The following is a 16,118-nucleotide window of genomic DNA, read 5'->3' as shown; positions in this document are numbered from 1 at the left end:
CCGCCCATGCCCGTTGCAATTCGTGTGATCCCGTGCCTCGACGTGGACGAGGGTCGGGTGGTCAAGGGGGTCAACTTTGCCAACCTCCGCGACGCCGGCGATCCGGTCGAACTGGCCAAGAAGTACGGGGAGGCAGGCGCCGACGAGCTGACGTTCCTCGACGTCTCCGCGTCGAAGGAGGGCCGCGGCACCATGTTGGATGTCGTGCGCCGCACCGCGGAGCAGGTGTTCATTCCCCTCACCGTCGGCGGGGGAGTGCGCTCTGCTGACGACGTCCGCGAGCTCCTCCGCGCGGGAGCGGACAAGGTGAGCGTGAATACCGCAGCCATCGCGAACCCGTCGCTGCTGCGTGAACTCAGCGAGGAGTTCGGCGCCCAGTGCATCGTGTTGTCCGTCGATGCGCGGCGCGTCCCCGAAGGCGGCGCGGAACAGCCGTCCGGGTTCGAGGTCACCACCCATGGCGGCACGCGCTCAGCAGGTATCGACGCCGTGGAGTGGGCCCGCACCGGCCAGGACCTGGGCGTGGGTGAAATCCTCTTGAACTCCATGGACGGTGACGGCACGAAGGAGGGGTTCGACCTGGACCTGCTGCGCGCGGTGCGAGAGTCCGTGACGATCCCGGTGATCGCCTCCGGCGGCGCCGGTAAAGCGGAGCACTTCCCGCCCGCGGTCGATGCAGGTGCCGACGCGGTGCTTGCCGCATCGATCTTCCACTTTGGCGAGGTCTCCATCGCCGCGGTGAAGGACGCGCTGCGGGATGCCGGCAAGGAGGTCCGGTAAATGGACACCCAGCACAGCGATAATCCCGCCGACTATGCGCTCGATCCGGAGATCGCGCAGCGCTTGAAGCGCAACGATGCGGGGCTCGTTCCGGCAGTGGTGCAGGCGGCGGACACCCGCGAGGTGCTTATGATGGCGTGGATGGATGACCACGCGCTGGCCTACACGCTGGTCACGCGGCGCGGGACCTACTATTCGCGCTCCCGCCAAGACTACTGGATTAAGGGACTGACCAGCGGGAACGTGCAGCGCGTGACGGGGGTGCGTCTGGACTGCGACGGCGACACCCTCCTTGTCACGGTGGAACAGACCGGTGGGGCCTGCCACACGGGCGATCGCACTTGCTTTGACGCGGACCAGCTACTCTGACGCGCACGACTACAAAGGAGCACAACATGAGCCAACCGTCGAAGGGCTGGTCCCGCGCGGGCGCGATCGCGCTCGGCGTGGGCGGCGCCGCGCTGTGGGCCTTCGCACGCATGGAATGGATCCAGGTGGACTACCAGGACGACCTCTCCGGCGGAGGCAGCGTGGCCATCCGCGGGGCGGAGTGGTCCACGGAGACGACGGCGGTCGCGTTGCTGCTCATCGTCGGCATGATCGCAGGCGTTGCCCTGCGGCGCTGGGGTCGGCGCGCGGTGGGCATCGTTGGCGCGCTCGCGGGCGTCGGCGGCGCGATTTCGCCGGCGACGACGCTGCTCGGCACGATCGACCCCGAGCGGGTGCACACGCTGCTCAGCGTGGGGTCCGACACCGCGCAGACCGCGCAACAATCCCAGTCATCAGGAGCTGTGATTGCGGAATGGGCCGACATTACTGCCACGACGGTGGCACCGCTCGGGCCGATCGGCGCGCTGCTCGGTTGCCTCGTTGCGGTGGTCGGCGGCGTGCTGCTGGCGGCCAAGCCGGGACAGGACTCTGCGAAGCTGAACAAGTACGAGCAGGAGACGGTGCGCCGCGAGAAGATCCATGAGGACCTCGAAGCACGTCCGGACTCGGGTCGCGTCCTGTGGGACGCGCTGGACGCAGACATCGATCCGACTGAGCAGTTGGGCCAGCCGGAGCACCCGGAGCACCCGGAGCACTCCGTGCGCCGACGGGACCAGTAACCAGGGGAGATTTCGTGCGCAGCGGCCAACCCGTCTATTCTATGGACAACAGTCAAGACTCCTGGAGGTAGTCATGTTGGCACCGCACACGGCTGACGCGCCCGACAAGGTCAACACCGTTGTCGCCAGCGTCCTGCGCGACGTTGCCAAGCGCGAATCTGTCGTTTCCTTCCAGGACATTAAGGCCCGCTCCCGCGCAATGGCGCCAACTCGGGACGCCAAAGCCGCGCTGCTGCGCCACGGGTGCGGGGTGGTTGCGGAGATTAAGCGCAACTCTCCGGTGTTCGGACCGACCGCCGCCACCTACCAGTCCATCGAGGAGGTGGCGCACGCCATCGAGCAGGGCGGGGCGCACCTCATCGCGTGCCAGACGGAGCGCCTGCGTTTCGACGGTTCCCTGGCGGACATGGCGGCCGCCAGGGAAGCGGTGGAGCTGCCCATGGTGTGCAGGGACGTGATCGTTGACCCCTACCAGATCCACGAGGCGCGCTGCTACGGCGCGGACGTGCTTCCCCTCCAGGTGGAGATCCTGGAGCAGGCGAGGCTCGCCGCGCTGCTGGACCGCGCGGAGTCGCTCGGCATGGTGGTCATGGCGGAGGTGCGCACCCCAGAGGAAGCGGACCGCGCGCTTCAGGCCGGGGCGAGCGTCATCGCGGTGAACTCGTGGTCGTTTGAGACCAACTCGCTCAACCGCGACGCGTTTGCGGAAATCGCGCCGGGTCTGCCCAGCGAGGTGATCAAGATCAGCCTCGGCGGCGTCGCGACCGCGAAGGACTTGATGGCGGCTGCCGCGTGCGGGGCGGACGCGGTGCTGGCCGCCGAGGCGATCATGAACGGGGGAGACATCTTGGCGGCAACCAGGAAGCTTGCGGCAGCTGGGCAGCACCCGGCCTGCCCGTCGCGGAGGTAGCGTCGATAAGCACGAGGCCCTGTTCGAGATTCGGGGCACGCTCAGGCACACTATGTGTCGTGGAAACCTTTTATTTGGCAAATATTCCGTCGCCCCCGCAAGGCGTGTGGCACCTCGGGCCGGTGCCGATCCGCGCCTACGCCCTGTGCATCATCACCGGCATCCTCGCGGCAATGTGGCTCGGCGTGCGGCGCTACAAGGCGCGCGGCGGCGACCCGGACGTGGTGTGGGACGCGGCCATCGTGGCGATCCCGGCGGGTATCGTCGGCGGCCGTCTCTACCACGTCATTACGGACCATGAGAAATACTTCGACCCCGGCAAGGACCCTCTGCAGGCGCTCAACATTACCGCCGGTGGCCTGGGTATTTGGGGCGCGGTCGCGCTCGGCACGCTCGCGGTGTGGGCCCTCATGCGGTACCGCAAGGTGCCGTTCGCACCGCTTGCCGACGCCCTCGCGCCCAGCGTTGTGCTCGCACAGGGCATCGGGCGACTGGGGAACTGGTTCAACCAGGAGCTCTACGGCGCGGAAACGGATGTGCCGTGGGCGCTGGACATCTACTACCGGGTCGACGAGTCCGGGAAGTTCGCGCCACTGACCGGGCATTCGACCGGCGAGGTCTTGACCAGTGTGCACCCGACGTTCCTCTACGAGCTGGTCTGGAACCTGCTCGTCTGCGCGCTGCTGCTCTGGGCGGACCGCCGGTTCCGCCTCGGGCACGGCCGCGTGTTCTGGCTCTACGTGGCGGGGTACACGTTCGGTCGCTTCTTTGTGGAGCTCATGCGTAGCGACGAGGCGACCATGATTTTCGGGCAGAGAGTCAACACCTGGGTTTCTGCAATTGTGTTTTTGATCGCGGTTATCTTGTTCCTGCGCTTGCCCAAGGGGCGTGAAACCACAGCTCAGGTGCAGTCGACTAGGGGGTCTGGCCCGGTCGGCGGGGAAGCGCAGGAAGATACGGCGGAATGTCCGATTGTGCCCGAACGGTCATCGGAAGGCGAAAAGGAGTACCGTTGGAAACCGGAAGCAGGGCCCGGCAATCGCCCCGGTCATGAAGGCTGAGGCGGGGTCGTTGCCCTGAAGAGTTCGTCAACATCCAGATAGGTTGGAGATCGTGGATAGAAGAACAAAGATCGTTTGTACGCTGGGTCCGGCTGTGGCTTCCAAGGAGGGCATCCTCGGGCTGGTCAAGGACGGCATGGACGTCGCCCGCCTGAACTTCTCGCACGGTGATTACCCTGATCACCAGAAGAACTACGACTGGGTCCGCGAGGCGACTGACGAGACCGGTCACGCCGTCGGCATCCTGGCCGACCTGCAGGGCCCGAAGATCCGCCTGGGCCGCTTCAAGGACGAAAAGACCTACTGGGAGACCGGCGAGACCGTCCGCATCACGATCGATGATGTGCAGGGTACGCACGACCGCGTCTCTACCACCTACAAGGGCCTGGCCAACGACGCGCAGCCGGGCGACCGCCTGCTTGTGGACGACGGCAAGGTCGGCCTGGTGTGCGTCGAGGTCGACGGCAACGACGTCGTGTGCCGCGTGACAGAGGGTGGCCCGGTGTCCAACAACAAGGGTGTGTCGCTGCCCGGCATGAACATCTCCGTGCCGGCCCTGAGCGAGAAGGACAAGGCCGACCTGCGTTTCGCCTTGAACATGGGCGTGGACATGATCGCCCTGTCCTTCGTCCGCTCTCCGGCGGACGTCGACCTGGTCCACGAGATCATGGACGAGGTCGGCCGCCGCGTCCCGGTGATTGCAAAGCTGGAGAAGCCGGAAGCGGTTGACGCCATCGAGTCGATCATCCTCGCATTCGACGCCGTCATGGTTGCCCGTGGCGACCTCGGCGTGGAGATCCCGCTCGAGGAGGTCCCGGCCGTGCAGAAGCGCGTGGTCCAGATCGCCCGCGAGAACGCGAAGCCGGTCATCGTGGCAACCCAGATGCTGGACTCCATGATTGAGAACTCCCGCCCGACCCGTGCAGAGGCTTCCGACGTTGCAAACGCCGTGCTGGACGGCGCGGATGCGGTCATGCTCTCCGGCGAGACCTCCGTGGGCGTTGACCCACACAACGTGGTCCGCACCATGAGCCGCATCGTCCGCTCCGCAGAGGGCACCGGCGAGGTGCCGAAGCTCCAGCACGTCCCGCGCACCAAGCGCGGCGTGGTGGCGTACTCAGCCAAGGACATTGCTCAGAACCTGCACGCCCGCGCGATTGTCACCTTCACCACCTCCGGCGACACCGCCCGCCGCGTGGCCCGCCTGCGCCCGGACCTGCCCATTCTGGTGTTCACGCCGCACCCGCAGGTGCGCTCGCAGCTCGCCGTGTCCTGGGGCGCGGAGACCTTCCTCTGCCGCGATGTCCACTCCACGGACGAGATGATCGAGGTCGTCGACGAAATCCTGCTGGGCATGGACCGCTACGACGAAGGCGACACCATGGTGGTTGTCGCTGGTACCCCGCCGGGAATCTCCGGCAACACCAACACCATCCACGTCCACCAGCTGGGCGAGGATACCCGCAGCCCGCGCTAAGACTTCCGCGCGAACTGCTGCCGCATCGCCCCCGGCTGACGCACTGAAACATGTGCTCAGCCGGGGGCGATGTCGCGTTTCCAGGGACGGACGTATGGTGGCAGCATGTCTAGTATCTCTGTCCGCGACGCCCACCTGCACAACCTCAACAATGTCGACGTCGACATGCCTCGGGGAAAGCTCGTGGCGGTCACGGGCGTGTCCGGGTCGGGCAAGTCCTCGCTCGCATTCGGCACCATCCACGGCGAGGGCCAGCGCCGCTACCTCGAGTCAGTCGCACCCTTCGCGCGCCGCCTCATCGGCTCCGCCGTGGACCCCCAAGTGAGCCAGGTCGAGGGCCTGCCGCCCACCGTCGCACTGCAGCAGTCCACCACCTCCGGCGGCACGCGCTCGACCGTGGGCACGATCTCCGCGCTGTCCAACAGCATCCGCCTCCTATACTCCCGCGCGGGCGACAACCCGCACGGCCTGTACTCCGACTCTTTCTCCCCGAATACGCCGGAAGGCATGTGCCCCACCTGTCACGGCACGGGCGTGGTCCACGAGCCGACGGAGGCAACGATGGTCCCCGACCCGTCGCTGTCCATTGAGGACGGCGCGATCAAGGCGTGGCCCGGCGCGTGGGCAGGCAAGAACTTCCACGACATCCTCCAGGCACTCGGCTACGACCTGGACTCACCGTGGGAGGACCTGCCACAGGAGGACCGCGAGTGGATCCTGTTTACGGACGAGCGCCCGGTGGTCACCGTCAAACCCCTGCGCGGCAAGGACCAGATCCAGCGCAACTACGAGGGCACCTGGCGCTCGGTGGCGAGCTACCTGCGCAAGACGCTCGCGGAGACGCAGTCCGACTCGCTGCGCAAGCGCACCCTGTCCTTCATGGAGTCGCGGACTTGCGAAACCTGCGACGGCCGCCGACTGAACCAGCGCGCCCTCGAGGTCACCTACGCAGGGTTGCCTATCGACGAGCTCGGCGCCCTCCCGCTCGACCGCGCCCACGAGCTGTTGGCGCAGCAGCATCCGGAGGACCCCAGCTCCGCCGAGGCGCTCCTGCTCAAGCAGATTCTGCCCTCGCTGACCTCCGCCCTGGAGCTCGGGCTGGGTCACCTTAGCTTGGACCGACCGGCGCAAACGCTTTCCGGCGGCGAGCTGCAGCGTATCCGCCTGGCGGCGCAACTGCGCTCCGGCCTGTTCGGCGTGGCGTACGTGCTCGACGAGCCGTCCGCCGGCCTCCACCCGGCCGAGCGGGGAGCGGTGCTGGACATCTGCCGTCGCTTCATCGACGCCGGCAACTCCGTCCTCCTGGTCGAGCACGACATGGACTTGGTCGCGCAGGCCGACTGGCTTGTAGACGTCGGCCCGCTCGCCGGCCAGCGCGGCGGCGACGTGGTCTACTCTGGCCCGGTTGCGGACTACGACGCTGACACCCCCACCGCGCGCGCCCTGCGCAATAGGACACTTGAGCTGAAGGTGGAGCCGACCGAGCCTGCCGGCGACCTCGTGCTCTCCGGTGTTCGCGCCCGCAGCATCGACGCGTTGGACTTCACCTTGCACCTTGGCCAGTTCACCGCGGTGGCTGGCGTCTCCGGATCCGGCAAATCCACGCTGATCAGCACCGTGCTCGCGGGGCTGCTGCGCCGCAACGCGACGATGGTGACCGACGAGGACAGCCCTGCCGAGGAGCGTGGTTGGTCCGTCGACCATGCGGAAGGCCTCGAGCGCGTCAGCCGCGTCGTGCAGATTACGCAGAAGCCGATCGGACGCACGCCGCGCTCCACGCTGGCCACCTACACCGGCCTCTTTGACAACGTGCGCAAGCTCTACGCCTCCACCGACGAGGCGAAGCGCCGCAAGTGGACCGTCTCCCGCTTCTCCTACAACGTGAAGCAAGGCCAGTGCCCAACCTGCGGCGGCGCGGGCAAGATCGAGGTGGAGCTCGTGTTCCTGCCGGGTTCGTACACCACCTGCCCGGACTGCGGCGGTGCCCGCTACAACGACGAGACGCTCGAGGTCCAGTGGGAGGGCCGCACGATCGCAGAGGTGCTGGAGCTGACTGTCGACGACGCCGCCACGGTCTTCGCCGACGAGCCGAAGATCCTGCGCGCGGTGGAAACGCTCCAGGCCGTCGGCCTTGGCTACCTGCGGCTGGGGCAGGGCGCGCCGGAGCTCTCCGGCGGCGAGGCCCAGCGCATTAAGCTCGCCACCGAGCTGCAGCGCTCCCGCAATTCGCGCCGCGGCCACACGGTTTACATCCTGGACGAGCCGACTACCGGCCTGCACCCGGCCGACATCGCACTGCTCAACGCGGAGCTGCACAAGCTGGTTGACGCCGGGCAGACCGTCGTGGTGGTCGAGCACGATCTGTCGATGATGGCCCAGGCGGACCGCATCGTGGAGATGGGGCCGGGCGCAGGTGCCGAGGGCGGCCAAATCGTTGCGGATGCAACGCCCGCTCAGCTCGCAGGCCTGGATACGCCTACTGGTGAAGCACTGCGGTCGCGGGCGTAAAGCCGGACCACCACCACTCCCGCCATTGCTCAGTCGCCGCGTGCGCGGGCGGGATGATCGTGCCCTGCGCTGTCCGGATCTCGCTCACCGGGCTAATCCCGTGGAGTGAATTGAGGTACCACAGCGGGCGGTCGCAGCACGACTCCACGGTGAGCGCCTCCTTCCGCACGGGAACGCCCAACCAGCGGGCGCGCTCCGTCACCTGCCGCAGCGTGATGCTGGGGAGGTAGACACCCTCTGGGGTGACAAGCGTTTCACCGTCCCACGCGACGAGCGCGCCGTTTGACGCTTCAACCATCGCGCCGGAGCTGTCGGTGATGGCGATGTCATCGGTTTGTGTATCCATGTACTCGCGCCGGTGCAAGCGAAGTGGGATGAAGTCGGGGCCCTTCACTAGCGGGTGCTTCCGCGGGTCCGGCGCGTCTGCGTAGGTGAGACTCGTGGTGTCGCGGGGCAGCGGCGCGAACCGGAGCTGCAAAATGAGTTCACCCTTGTACAACGCGATGCGGGGGAACAGCTCGCCCTCGGAGGCCATGGCGACCATCTCCTCCACGAACCCTTCCGGGAGCGGTCCCGCGGTCTCCTCGAATCGGTCGAGGTGGAGGTCAAGGCGGTTCGTACGGCCACGAGAATGGCGCCACGAATCAGCGACGGTGTACCTGTCCACGTAGGAGCCGGGTTGCCAGCGGCGAGGGCGGAAACCGTCCTCCCAGACGTATTCCGTTAACGGGAACTCCGCGAACTTTTCGGACACTGCAACGCCTCCACTACTGCATCGGCCTTCAACTGCTTTTCATCCCACTCTGCCACGGGATCAGAATCCCAGACGATTGCCCCTCCGGCGCCCACAGTGAGCTGCTCGCCACGTTTGACCGCGGTGCGGATCACAATGTTCAGGTCCGCCGTCCCGTCGAACGCAAAGTACCCGATCGTGCCGGAATAGATGCCGCGCTCGCCGGCCTCCAGGCTTTCGATGATCTCTAGGGTGCGCTCCTTCGGCGCGCCCGTCATCGAGCCCCCGGGGAACGTGGCCCGCAATAGCTCCGCCGCGGTGACTCCGGGGCGCAGCCGCCCCGTCACCGTAGAGACCAACTGGTGGACCGTCGCGTACGTCTCCACGGCCATCAGACTGGGTACCTCGACCGACCCGGGCTCGCACACCCGGGACAGGTCGTTGCGCAGCAGGTCCACGATCATGAGGTTTTCCGCCCGCGTCTTCGCGTCCTGTCGCAGGAACGCCGGGTCTTCCTCGCGTGCGATCGTGCCTTTGATCGGCTTGGAGGACACGATGCCCCCGCGGAGGCGGAGGAACCGCTCGGGCGAGGAACAGAGGATCTCCTCCGTGCCCGTGTCCAGGTACGCAGCGTACGGCGCGGGGTTGGCGCGGCGTAGCCGGCAGTACGCGTCGAGACCGCTCCCGGTGATTGTGGTTTCCCACGTGTCGGTGAGGCAGACCTCGTAGGAATCGCCGCGTGCGAGCGCCTCCTTGATGTCCGCGATGCGCCCGAGGTACGTGTCTTTGTCCATCCGCCACGCCCCGGTCCCGAGTTCGATCGGTCCCGCCTCGTGCGGTCGCGGGGTGGGGGTCGCCTGGGTGGTGCGGACGGCGTGGATAAGCTGCTGCATCAAGCGTTCGGTCTCGGGTGTCTCGTGCTCGTCGACGAGCACGCAGCACTCCACCACGGCGCCATCGTGGTGGTAGACCACAAACGCGTGCGGGCGCAGCCACCAGCCCGCGCCGGGTGTGCGCGCGTAGGCGCAGTAGCCCACGAGCCCGCCAGGGATCGGCCCGACTGCCCCGCGTTGCAGCTGGGCAGAAAGCTTATCGACGCTCCCCGCACCGCCAAACACCGCAGCGAGACTCCCGGCGGAAGTGCCCATGATGGTGGTGCCGTCGCCGGTAGCGGAGTCGAGCCAAAACACCTCCGTCGCAGGCAGGGTGGAGCGCAGCGCGCGGAAGAGCGCCTCGGTGTCGAGCGCGCCCTCGAGCCGTGTGCGCGCCACGCGCCACGGACCGGGCAGGCCGAGGAAGTTACGCATGAGCGCCTCGCCGTGCTCGGTGAGGATCGACTCGGGGTGGAATTGCACACCCCAGTGGTTCAGGCCCGCGACCTTGAGCGCTTGGACCGTGCCGTCCTCGGCGCGGGCGTGGACTTCCAAACGCGGGTTGCTGGCTGCGGGATCAGCGACGCACAGCGAGTGGTAGCGCACCACGTGCATGCCCTGCGGGAGCCCCGCGAAGATGCCCTCGCCGGAATGGGTGAGCGTGGACAGCATGCCGTGCTGCGGTGCGGCGCGGTGGATCGGCGCACCGGCGAAAAGCCCGAGTCCCTGGTGCCCGAGGCACACCCCGAGCAGCGGAAGTTTGGCCTCCGCTGCGGCCTCGATGGCGCGCCGGGAGGCCCCGAAATCCTCGTCGCTCTCCGGGGTGCCGGGGCCGGGGGAGATGATGATATGGGAGAACTCCCCGGCGCGGATGCGCGCGGGGAGTTCCGGTGCCTCTGGGGCGTCGCAGCGGACCACCAGGGGTTCGCTGCCGGTCACCTTCGCCACGAGGTGGGCGAGGTTGTAGGTGTAGGAATCGCGGTTGTCCAGCAGCAAGATCATGGTGCGGATGATCTTACCGCTGGGGTGTGCGCCTCCTAGTTTGCGGTGGACGCGTTGTGCTCCGCGTTGACCGGGCGCGGCTCGATCTTCCAGACTTCCTCCGCGTAGTCGCGGATGGTGCGGTCGGAGGAGAAGCGGCCGGACGCGCAGATGTTGATCCAGCACATCTTCGCCCAGTGATCCGGGTCTGCGTAGTACTCGGCGGCCATGCGGTCGCGGGTGTCGCGGTAGTCCGCGAAGTCGCCGAGCGTGTAGTAGACGTCCGGGTCGTCGAAGCCGAAGCCGTCGAGCAGGGAGGTGCGAATGTCGTGGAAGGCTCCGCTGCCGTTGTCGTCCAGGGTGCCGTCGACAAGCGCATCGAGCACGCGCATCAACCCCGGGGTGTCGGCAGCGACCTGCTTCGGGTCGTAGTTGCGCTTCAGCTCGGGAAGCTGCTCCTCGCGGGCGCCGAAGATGTAGGCGTTCTCCTCGCCCACTGCCTCGGCAATCTCCACGTTGGCGCCGTCCATGGTGCCCAGGGTCAGCGCGCCATTCATCATGAATTTCATGTTCGAGGTGCCCGAGGCCTCCTTGCCGGCCGTGGAAATCTGCTCGGACACGTCGGTCGCCGGGATGATGTGCTCGGCGGGGGAGACGTTGTAGTTCTCCACGAACACGACCGTGATGTACTTCGAGGCCTCCGGGTCATTGTTCACCAGCTCGGCAATGGTGTTGATGAGCTTGATAATGCCCTTGGCCATGGTGTAGCCCGGAGCCGCCTTGGCGCCGAAGATGAAGGTGCGCTTCGGGATGTCACGCTCGCCGTCCTGCGTGATGCGGAAGTACAGGTCCAGGATGTACAGCGCGTTCATCAGCTGGCGCTTGTACTCGTGGAGGCGCTTGATCTGGGTATCAAAGACCGAGTCCGGGTCGATCTCCGCGCCCTGGCGCTCCGCGATCCACTCGGCGAAGTCGCGCTTGTTGTCGGCCTTGATCTCGCGCAGCTCCTTGAGCACGGCCGGGTCGTCGGCGTAGCGGCTCAGTTCCTGCAGCTTGGACAGGTCGGTCACCCAGGCGTCGCTGCCCGCAAGGCGGTCCAGCAGCGCGGACAGGCGCGGGTTGCACATGCGCAGCCAGCGGCGCGGGGTCACACCGTTGGTCTTGTTGTTGAACTGCTCCGGGTTCATGCCGTACCAGTAGGCGAGCGTGTCACGCTTGAGAATCTCGGTGTGCAGCGCGGCCACGCCGTTGACGGAATACGACGCATAGCAGGCGATCCAGGCCATGTGGATGGAACCGTCGTGCACGGGGGAGTAGTGGTGCGCTTCCTCCGGGCCGATGCCGCGCTGTTCCATGTCGATGCGGTAGCGACGGTCAATCTCCTGCACGATTTCCCAGATGCGCCAGAACAGCTGCTTGAAGATGGACTCTTCCCAGGTCTCCAGCGCTTCCTGCAGCACGGTGTGGTTGGTGTAGGCGAAGGTGTTGGAGGTGACCTCCCACGCGTCCTCCCAGCCCATGCCGTGCTCGTCCATAAGCAAGCGCATCAGCTCGGGGATGCCTAGGACCGGGTGGGTGTCATTGAGCTGGATGGAGTTGTATTTGTGGAACTCGCTGAGGTCCTCGCCGTGGTGCTCGACGTAGTTGTCTACCAGCTCCTGCAGGGACGCGGAGACGAAGAAGTACTGCTGACGCACGCGCAGCACCTTGCCCGCGTAGCTGGAGTCGTTGGGGTAGAGCACGCGGGTGATGTCGTGGACCGCTTCGCGCTCCATGATCGCGTCGGTGAAACGCTGGTGGTTGAAGGCGTCGTAGTCGAACTCGTGCATCGGCGACGCGTCCCACAGACGCAGGGTGCCCACGTTGTCGGTGCCGTATCCGGTGATCGGCATGTCGAACGGGATGGCGCGCACGTGCATGTCATCAAACTTGATGATGCGCTGCTCCGAGCCGCGTCGCACGATGAACGGGTAGAAGGACTCCTTCCAAGCGTCCGGGTGCTCCTTCTGGAACCCGTCGACGAACTCCTGGCGGAACAGACCGTAGCGGTAGAGCAGGCCGTAGCCGGTCAGCGGGTAGTCCTGGGTGACTGCAGAGTCGAGGAAGCAGGCGGCGAGGCGGCCAAGGCCGCCGTTGCCCAGTGCCGCGTCGTGCTCAACCTCGAGCACGTCCGACAGCTCGTGGCCGTACTCACGCGCCACGCGCTGTGCCTCGTCGACCAGACCCAGGTTGGTCAGGTTGTTGAGCAGTGCGCGGCCCTGCAGGAACTCGGCGGAAAAGTATGCGGCCTGGCGGCCCGCGGCGTACTTGGAACGGGTGGCATTCCAGTTGTCCGCCAGCTGCTCCATCACGGCGGAGGACAAGCCGGTCCAGAACTTCTTGTTCGTGGCGTTTTCCGGCGTGCTACCGGAAAACGCGCGGACGTGGCCGCCGAGCGCGGCCTCGAGCGACGGGGCGTGTGCGGGGTTATTCATGCTCTGCCTTCCAGGAATTTTGCAAAATGAGTTTACGTTGCCCGAGCCTACCGGCTCTTCGCGGGCGCATCAGTGGCCAGATAGGTCAGCACCGCGGCCAAACCGGCGTTGGTTGCCGCCTTGATCGTTGGCTCGTATTCGGGGAGGAACGTGGACATGTGGTTGACCGGTACGTCTTGTTCCACGCGGTCCGCCGCGACGGCCTTGTCCCACTGCTCGCGCGGGGTGCAGCCGATGAGCCAGAAGAAGTACGGCACGCCGAAGGCCTGCGGCAGCACCGGGAAGTCCTCGGAAACGGTCTTGCGCGCGGCGTTGACGGAATCGGTGCCAAAGACATCATTAAACGTGGCGCGGACCTTGTTGTACACCACCGCGTCGTTGCTCATCAGCTCGCCGTGCGCGAAGTACTCGATCGTGGGCGCCTCGGTGGAGCCGGAGGCGAGCACCTCGGCGTGGACGACGCGCTCGATCGAGGCGTAGATGCGGGCCTTGGTGCGCTCGCTGTAGAAGCGGCAGTTCAACACCAGTTCCGCGTGGCCCGGGATAATGTTGTTGGTCGTGCCCGCGTGCATGCTGGCCACGGTGACCACGGCGAAGTCGTTCGGATCCACCTCGCGGCCCACCAGTGCCTGCATACGGGAGATGATCATCGCGGCAGTGTATGTGGGGTCGTTGGAGTTGTGCGGCATCGAGCCGTGCGCGCTGCGGCCGGGGATGCGGATGCGGATGGAGTCGCAGGCAGCAAACTGCGGGCCGGACTTGGACATGACCTGCCCCGCGCGCCCGGGCATGACGTGCTGGCCGAAGCAGACTTCGGGGAAGGGGATGCGGTCCACCAATCCATCGTCCACCATCGCTTCTGCGCCTGCGCCGATCTCCTCACCAGGCTGGAACAGGGCGATAAACGTGCCCGACCACTTGTCGCGCGTGTTGTCCAGGAAGTGGCACATGCCCATCAGTGCGGCGGTATGAATGTCGTGGCCGCAGGCGTGCATGGTCCCTACTACTTCGCCGTCCTTCGTGGTGACGCGCTTGTGCGACGCGTAGGGGACGCCGGTTTGCTCGGTCACGGGCAGGCCGTCGAAGTCCGCACGGTGCAAGACCGTGCTGCCTTCGCCGTTGCGGAAGATAGCGCAGATGCCGTACTTGCCAATCGGCGCGATGACCTCGCAGTCAAGGAAGCTCAGTTCCAACAGGAGGCGCTGGTGCGTTTCCTCCTCCTGCAGCGAGAGTTCCGGGTTAGCGTGCAGCAGCTCGTAGAGCCTGCGCTGCCAGGCCGGATCGATCTCGTAGGATTCAATTATGGACGCGATATTGCTCGTGTCGCTCAAGGTTGCTCCTCCGTGTGGTCAACCCACACGCTCGATGGTTTGGGTGTATTTACCTGTTTACCACCTTGCGCGGCGCTCGAGCGATCGCGTGCGCCCCGCGTTCACCCAACCGCGGGGTTGTAGCGCAGCGCGTTGCGCGCCGGTGCGCACTCCGTCGCAATCCGGATGCCCGGGTCGATCGCGCCTTCCTCGCGCAGCCGGTACATGTTGGTCACCACACGGTCGCGAATATCAAACGGGGAGAGCGTGTTGACGTAGATCTTCGTACCGCCCTCGAACCCCGCGAGCGTGGAGATACGCCACTTGATGTTGATCCGCCACGGCATAGGCAGGTCCAGGTCCACCGGCTTGTAGTGCCACTCCTCGTTCGTCGACACCTCCGGTCCCGTCGCTGCGTGGACCGCGTGCAGCAGGTTGGACATGCCGCGGACCTCGTCCGAGGTCTGCTTCCACGGCTCGCAAGTCGGGGACTTGGAGTAGACGCTCACGGTGGGGTAGCGGTGCCCGATGCCGACGAGCACAATGGCGTGCTCGTTCTCCGCGATGACGAGGTTGTGGTAGCTGGCGTAGTTCGCGCCCCACTCGTTGTACATGTTCACGTTCTGGCGCAACTTGCTGATCTCCAGCTCGGCTTGGACCCCGCGCTCGTCGATAGCCACGAGCTGCTTGTGCAGGTGATTGAACGACGCGCCCGCGGGGGCAAGCCAGTTTTGAAACACCACCACGTAGGGCGCGTAGCGGTTCTGGTCGAGCAGGTCCGCGAGCGCGTCGATGGTGAAGGTGATGAAGCCGAAGTGTTCCTCCGGCGTGAGCGTGCCCGAGCCAGCGAGCTGTGAGTCATTCTCCGCGCCGTCAACGTAGTGCCTGCGTCCGATGATCACGTCATGCCCGCCCGCAAAATACGCGGGCACGTATGACATGAGGGTCGCCTCGTCCGGCTCGCCCTGGTGCCCGGAGGCCTTCAGCCGCGTGCGGACAATGTTGTAGATGTGCTCGCGGCCCTCGTGGTCTGCCAGGTAGCCATCCATACGCGAGCGCTGGGCCTCGGTGATCTCGTAGCCGTAGTTCTCCTTCCAGTACTGGTAGGAGACGATTTCGAAGAGGTTGGGTACGCGCCTGAATTCGGCACGTGTTTGCTCCAGCTCGTGCGGCATTTGGTTACGCAGGATGCGCCACTCCTCGCCGTTGCGCACCATCCGGGACTTCTCCGGTGGCGTGGCCAGTTGCTTCGCCTCGCAGAAGTTGCACGCGTGGGTGAAGTCGTCCCCGGAGAGCGGCTTCGGGTCGGCCGCGGGTGTGGATAGCGGCCGGTTCCCACGCCCCGGCACGGTCCACACTTGAGTACCGGAAAACGGGTTGACCTGCTTGATCGTCCCGTCGGCCATGGTGGACAGTGCGTCGCGATGCGAGGGCAGCGGAAAGCTCATGCGACCCAGCGTAACCCCTTGGTTAGGCTTGTCGCATGCCTCACATCCAGTTCGATATCTTTGTCCCGCCCGCCCACGCTGGCGAAATCGGCGATGCGTTACAGCGCGCGCTGGACATTCTCGTTCGTCGTGGCAAGCTCAGCGCCGCCTCGCTCGAGGCCCAGGGCCCAGTGCTTCTCGACGCCCCCGTGCTCGCCGTTTTCACGCGCGCCTACGAGGAAGAGCGCGGCACCGACCCCGCCGCCGACGGGGCCGAGGTGCACCGGTACCTCATCAGCGCCGAGGGTGTGGACAGCTACAACCGCCTGGCCATGGGCCTCTCGCGCATCCTTACCCCGAAGGCGGACCTGCCGCGCGACCCGGTCGCGCTTGAGCAGCAGGACCGCTTCGAGGTGCCCGCGCTCTTCCCGTGGATGGTCACGATCCTGCGCTGACCCTTCGCCGCCCCCTCGCTG

The 16,118-nt window shown here is 66.2% G+C and carries 13 protein-coding genes; 8 read left to right on the top strand and 5 right to left on the bottom strand.

What is annotated here, in order from left to right:
* Positions 1–6: 6 nt before the first annotated feature.
* The 7 genes from hisF to EAW56_RS08555 all read left to right on the top strand — a co-directional run bounded on the left by hisF (position 7) and on the right by EAW56_RS08555 (position 7,845).
* On the top strand, positions 7–780 hold the full coding sequence (hisF, locus tag EAW56_RS08585) for an imidazole glycerol phosphate synthase subunit HisF (protein WP_095534841.1): 774 nt from the start codon (positions 7–9) through the stop codon (positions 778–780).
* Complete coding sequence (gene hisI, locus EAW56_RS08580) at positions 781–1,149, top strand: phosphoribosyl-AMP cyclohydrolase (RefSeq protein WP_122086137.1); 369 nt, start codon at positions 781–783, stop codon at positions 1,147–1,149.
* A 26-nt stretch (positions 1,150–1,175) separates the two neighbouring features.
* Positions 1,176–1,889: a TIGR02234 family membrane protein gene (locus EAW56_RS08575; protein ID WP_122086135.1), complete on the top strand. Its 714-nt coding sequence runs from the start codon at positions 1,176–1,178 to the stop codon at positions 1,887–1,889.
* Between the two features lie 73 nt (positions 1,890–1,962).
* Positions 1,963–2,799, top strand: a complete 837-nt coding sequence (locus EAW56_RS08570) for an indole-3-glycerol phosphate synthase TrpC (protein ID WP_095277546.1) — start codon at positions 1,963–1,965, stop codon at positions 2,797–2,799.
* A 59-nt stretch (positions 2,800–2,858) separates the two neighbouring features.
* A complete protein-coding gene (gene lgt, locus EAW56_RS08565) occupies positions 2,859–3,860 on the top strand; it encodes a prolipoprotein diacylglyceryl transferase (RefSeq protein WP_122086134.1) in 1,002 nt (333 codons plus the stop codon).
* A 52-nt stretch (positions 3,861–3,912) separates the two neighbouring features.
* A complete protein-coding gene (gene pyk, locus EAW56_RS08560; RefSeq protein ID WP_095534968.1) occupies positions 3,913–5,337 on the top strand; it encodes a pyruvate kinase in 1,425 nt (474 codons plus the stop codon).
* A gap of 105 nt (positions 5,338–5,442) precedes the next feature.
* Positions 5,443–7,845: an ATP-binding cassette domain-containing protein gene (locus EAW56_RS08555; RefSeq protein ID WP_122086132.1), complete on the top strand. Its 2,403-nt coding sequence runs from the start codon at positions 5,443–5,445 to the stop codon at positions 7,843–7,845.
* Here the strand turns inward: EAW56_RS08555 and EAW56_RS08550 are convergent.
* The 5 genes from EAW56_RS08550 to EAW56_RS08530 form a co-directional block, all read right to left on the bottom strand.
* Positions 7,814–8,599 (bottom strand): aminotransferase class IV, encoded by a 786-nt coding sequence (locus tag EAW56_RS08550; RefSeq protein ID WP_122086130.1) that lies wholly within the window; start codon positions 8,597–8,599, stop codon positions 7,814–7,816. The two genes, EAW56_RS08555 and EAW56_RS08550, sit on opposite strands and share 32 nt — an antisense overlap.
* Positions 8,569–10,452, bottom strand: coding sequence for an aminodeoxychorismate synthase component I (pabB, locus tag EAW56_RS08545; RefSeq protein WP_122086129.1), 1,884 nt, complete (start codon positions 10,450–10,452; stop codon positions 8,569–8,571). The genes EAW56_RS08550 and pabB overlap by 31 nt, the downstream gene beginning before the upstream one ends.
* 35 nt (positions 10,453–10,487) lie before the next feature.
* Complete coding sequence (locus tag EAW56_RS08540) at positions 10,488–12,905, bottom strand: glycogen/starch/alpha-glucan phosphorylase (RefSeq protein ID WP_122086127.1); 2,418 nt, start codon at positions 12,903–12,905, stop codon at positions 10,488–10,490.
* A 47-nt stretch (positions 12,906–12,952) separates the two neighbouring features.
* Entirely contained in the window at positions 12,953–14,236 is a 1,284-nt protein-coding gene (locus EAW56_RS08535; RefSeq protein WP_122086126.1) for an amidohydrolase, read from the bottom strand.
* Positions 14,237–14,337: 101 nt separating this feature from the next.
* Positions 14,338–15,663 carry a DUF4921 family protein gene (locus EAW56_RS08530; protein WP_208636502.1) on the bottom strand — a complete coding sequence of 442 codons (1,326 nt, stop codon included), beginning with the start codon at positions 15,661–15,663 and terminating at the stop codon, positions 14,338–14,340.
* 35 nt (positions 15,664–15,698) lie between these two features.
* On the opposite strand from EAW56_RS08530, the gene EAW56_RS08525 reads away from it, so the two are divergent.
* Positions 15,699–16,097, top strand: a complete 399-nt coding sequence (locus EAW56_RS08525; protein WP_122086124.1) for a hypothetical protein — start codon at positions 15,699–15,701, stop codon at positions 16,095–16,097.
* Positions 16,098–16,118: the final 21 nt, after the last annotated feature.

This window comes from Corynebacterium gottingense (assembly GCF_003693265.1).
GTDB classification, from domain to species: domain Bacteria; phylum Actinomycetota; class Actinomycetes; order Mycobacteriales; family Mycobacteriaceae; genus Corynebacterium; species Corynebacterium gottingense.
Note: the sequence above shows the minus strand (reverse complement) of the source record. Positions and strands in the feature narration are given on the sequence as shown.

Bases quoted from the DNA above. Each gene is read 5' to 3' on its own strand.
- hisF (WP_095534841.1), top strand. From the start codon at position 7: ATGCCCGTTGCAATTCGTGTGATCCCGTGCCTCGACGTGGACGAGGGT.
- hisI (WP_122086137.1), top strand. From the start codon at position 781: ATGGACACCCAGCACAGCGATAATCCCGCCGACTATGCGCTCGATCCG.
- EAW56_RS08575 (WP_122086135.1), top strand. From the start codon at position 1,176: ATGAGCCAACCGTCGAAGGGCTGGTCCCGCGCGGGCGCGATCGCGCTC.
- EAW56_RS08570 (WP_095277546.1), top strand. From the start codon at position 1,963: ATGTTGGCACCGCACACGGCTGACGCGCCCGACAAGGTCAACACCGTT.
- EAW56_RS08555 (WP_122086132.1), top strand. From the start codon at position 5,443: ATGTCTAGTATCTCTGTCCGCGACGCCCACCTGCACAACCTCAACAAT.
- pabB (WP_122086129.1), bottom strand. From the start codon at position 10,452: ATGATCTTGCTGCTGGACAACCGCGATTCCTACACCTACAACCTCGCC.
- EAW56_RS08540 (WP_122086127.1), bottom strand. From the start codon at position 12,905: ATGAATAACCCCGCACACGCCCCGTCGCTCGAGGCCGCGCTCGGCGGC.
- EAW56_RS08530 (WP_208636502.1), bottom strand. From the start codon at position 15,663: ATGAGCTTTCCGCTGCCCTCGCATCGCGACGCACTGTCCACCATGGCC.
- EAW56_RS08525 (WP_122086124.1), top strand. From the start codon at position 15,699: ATGCCTCACATCCAGTTCGATATCTTTGTCCCGCCCGCCCACGCTGGC.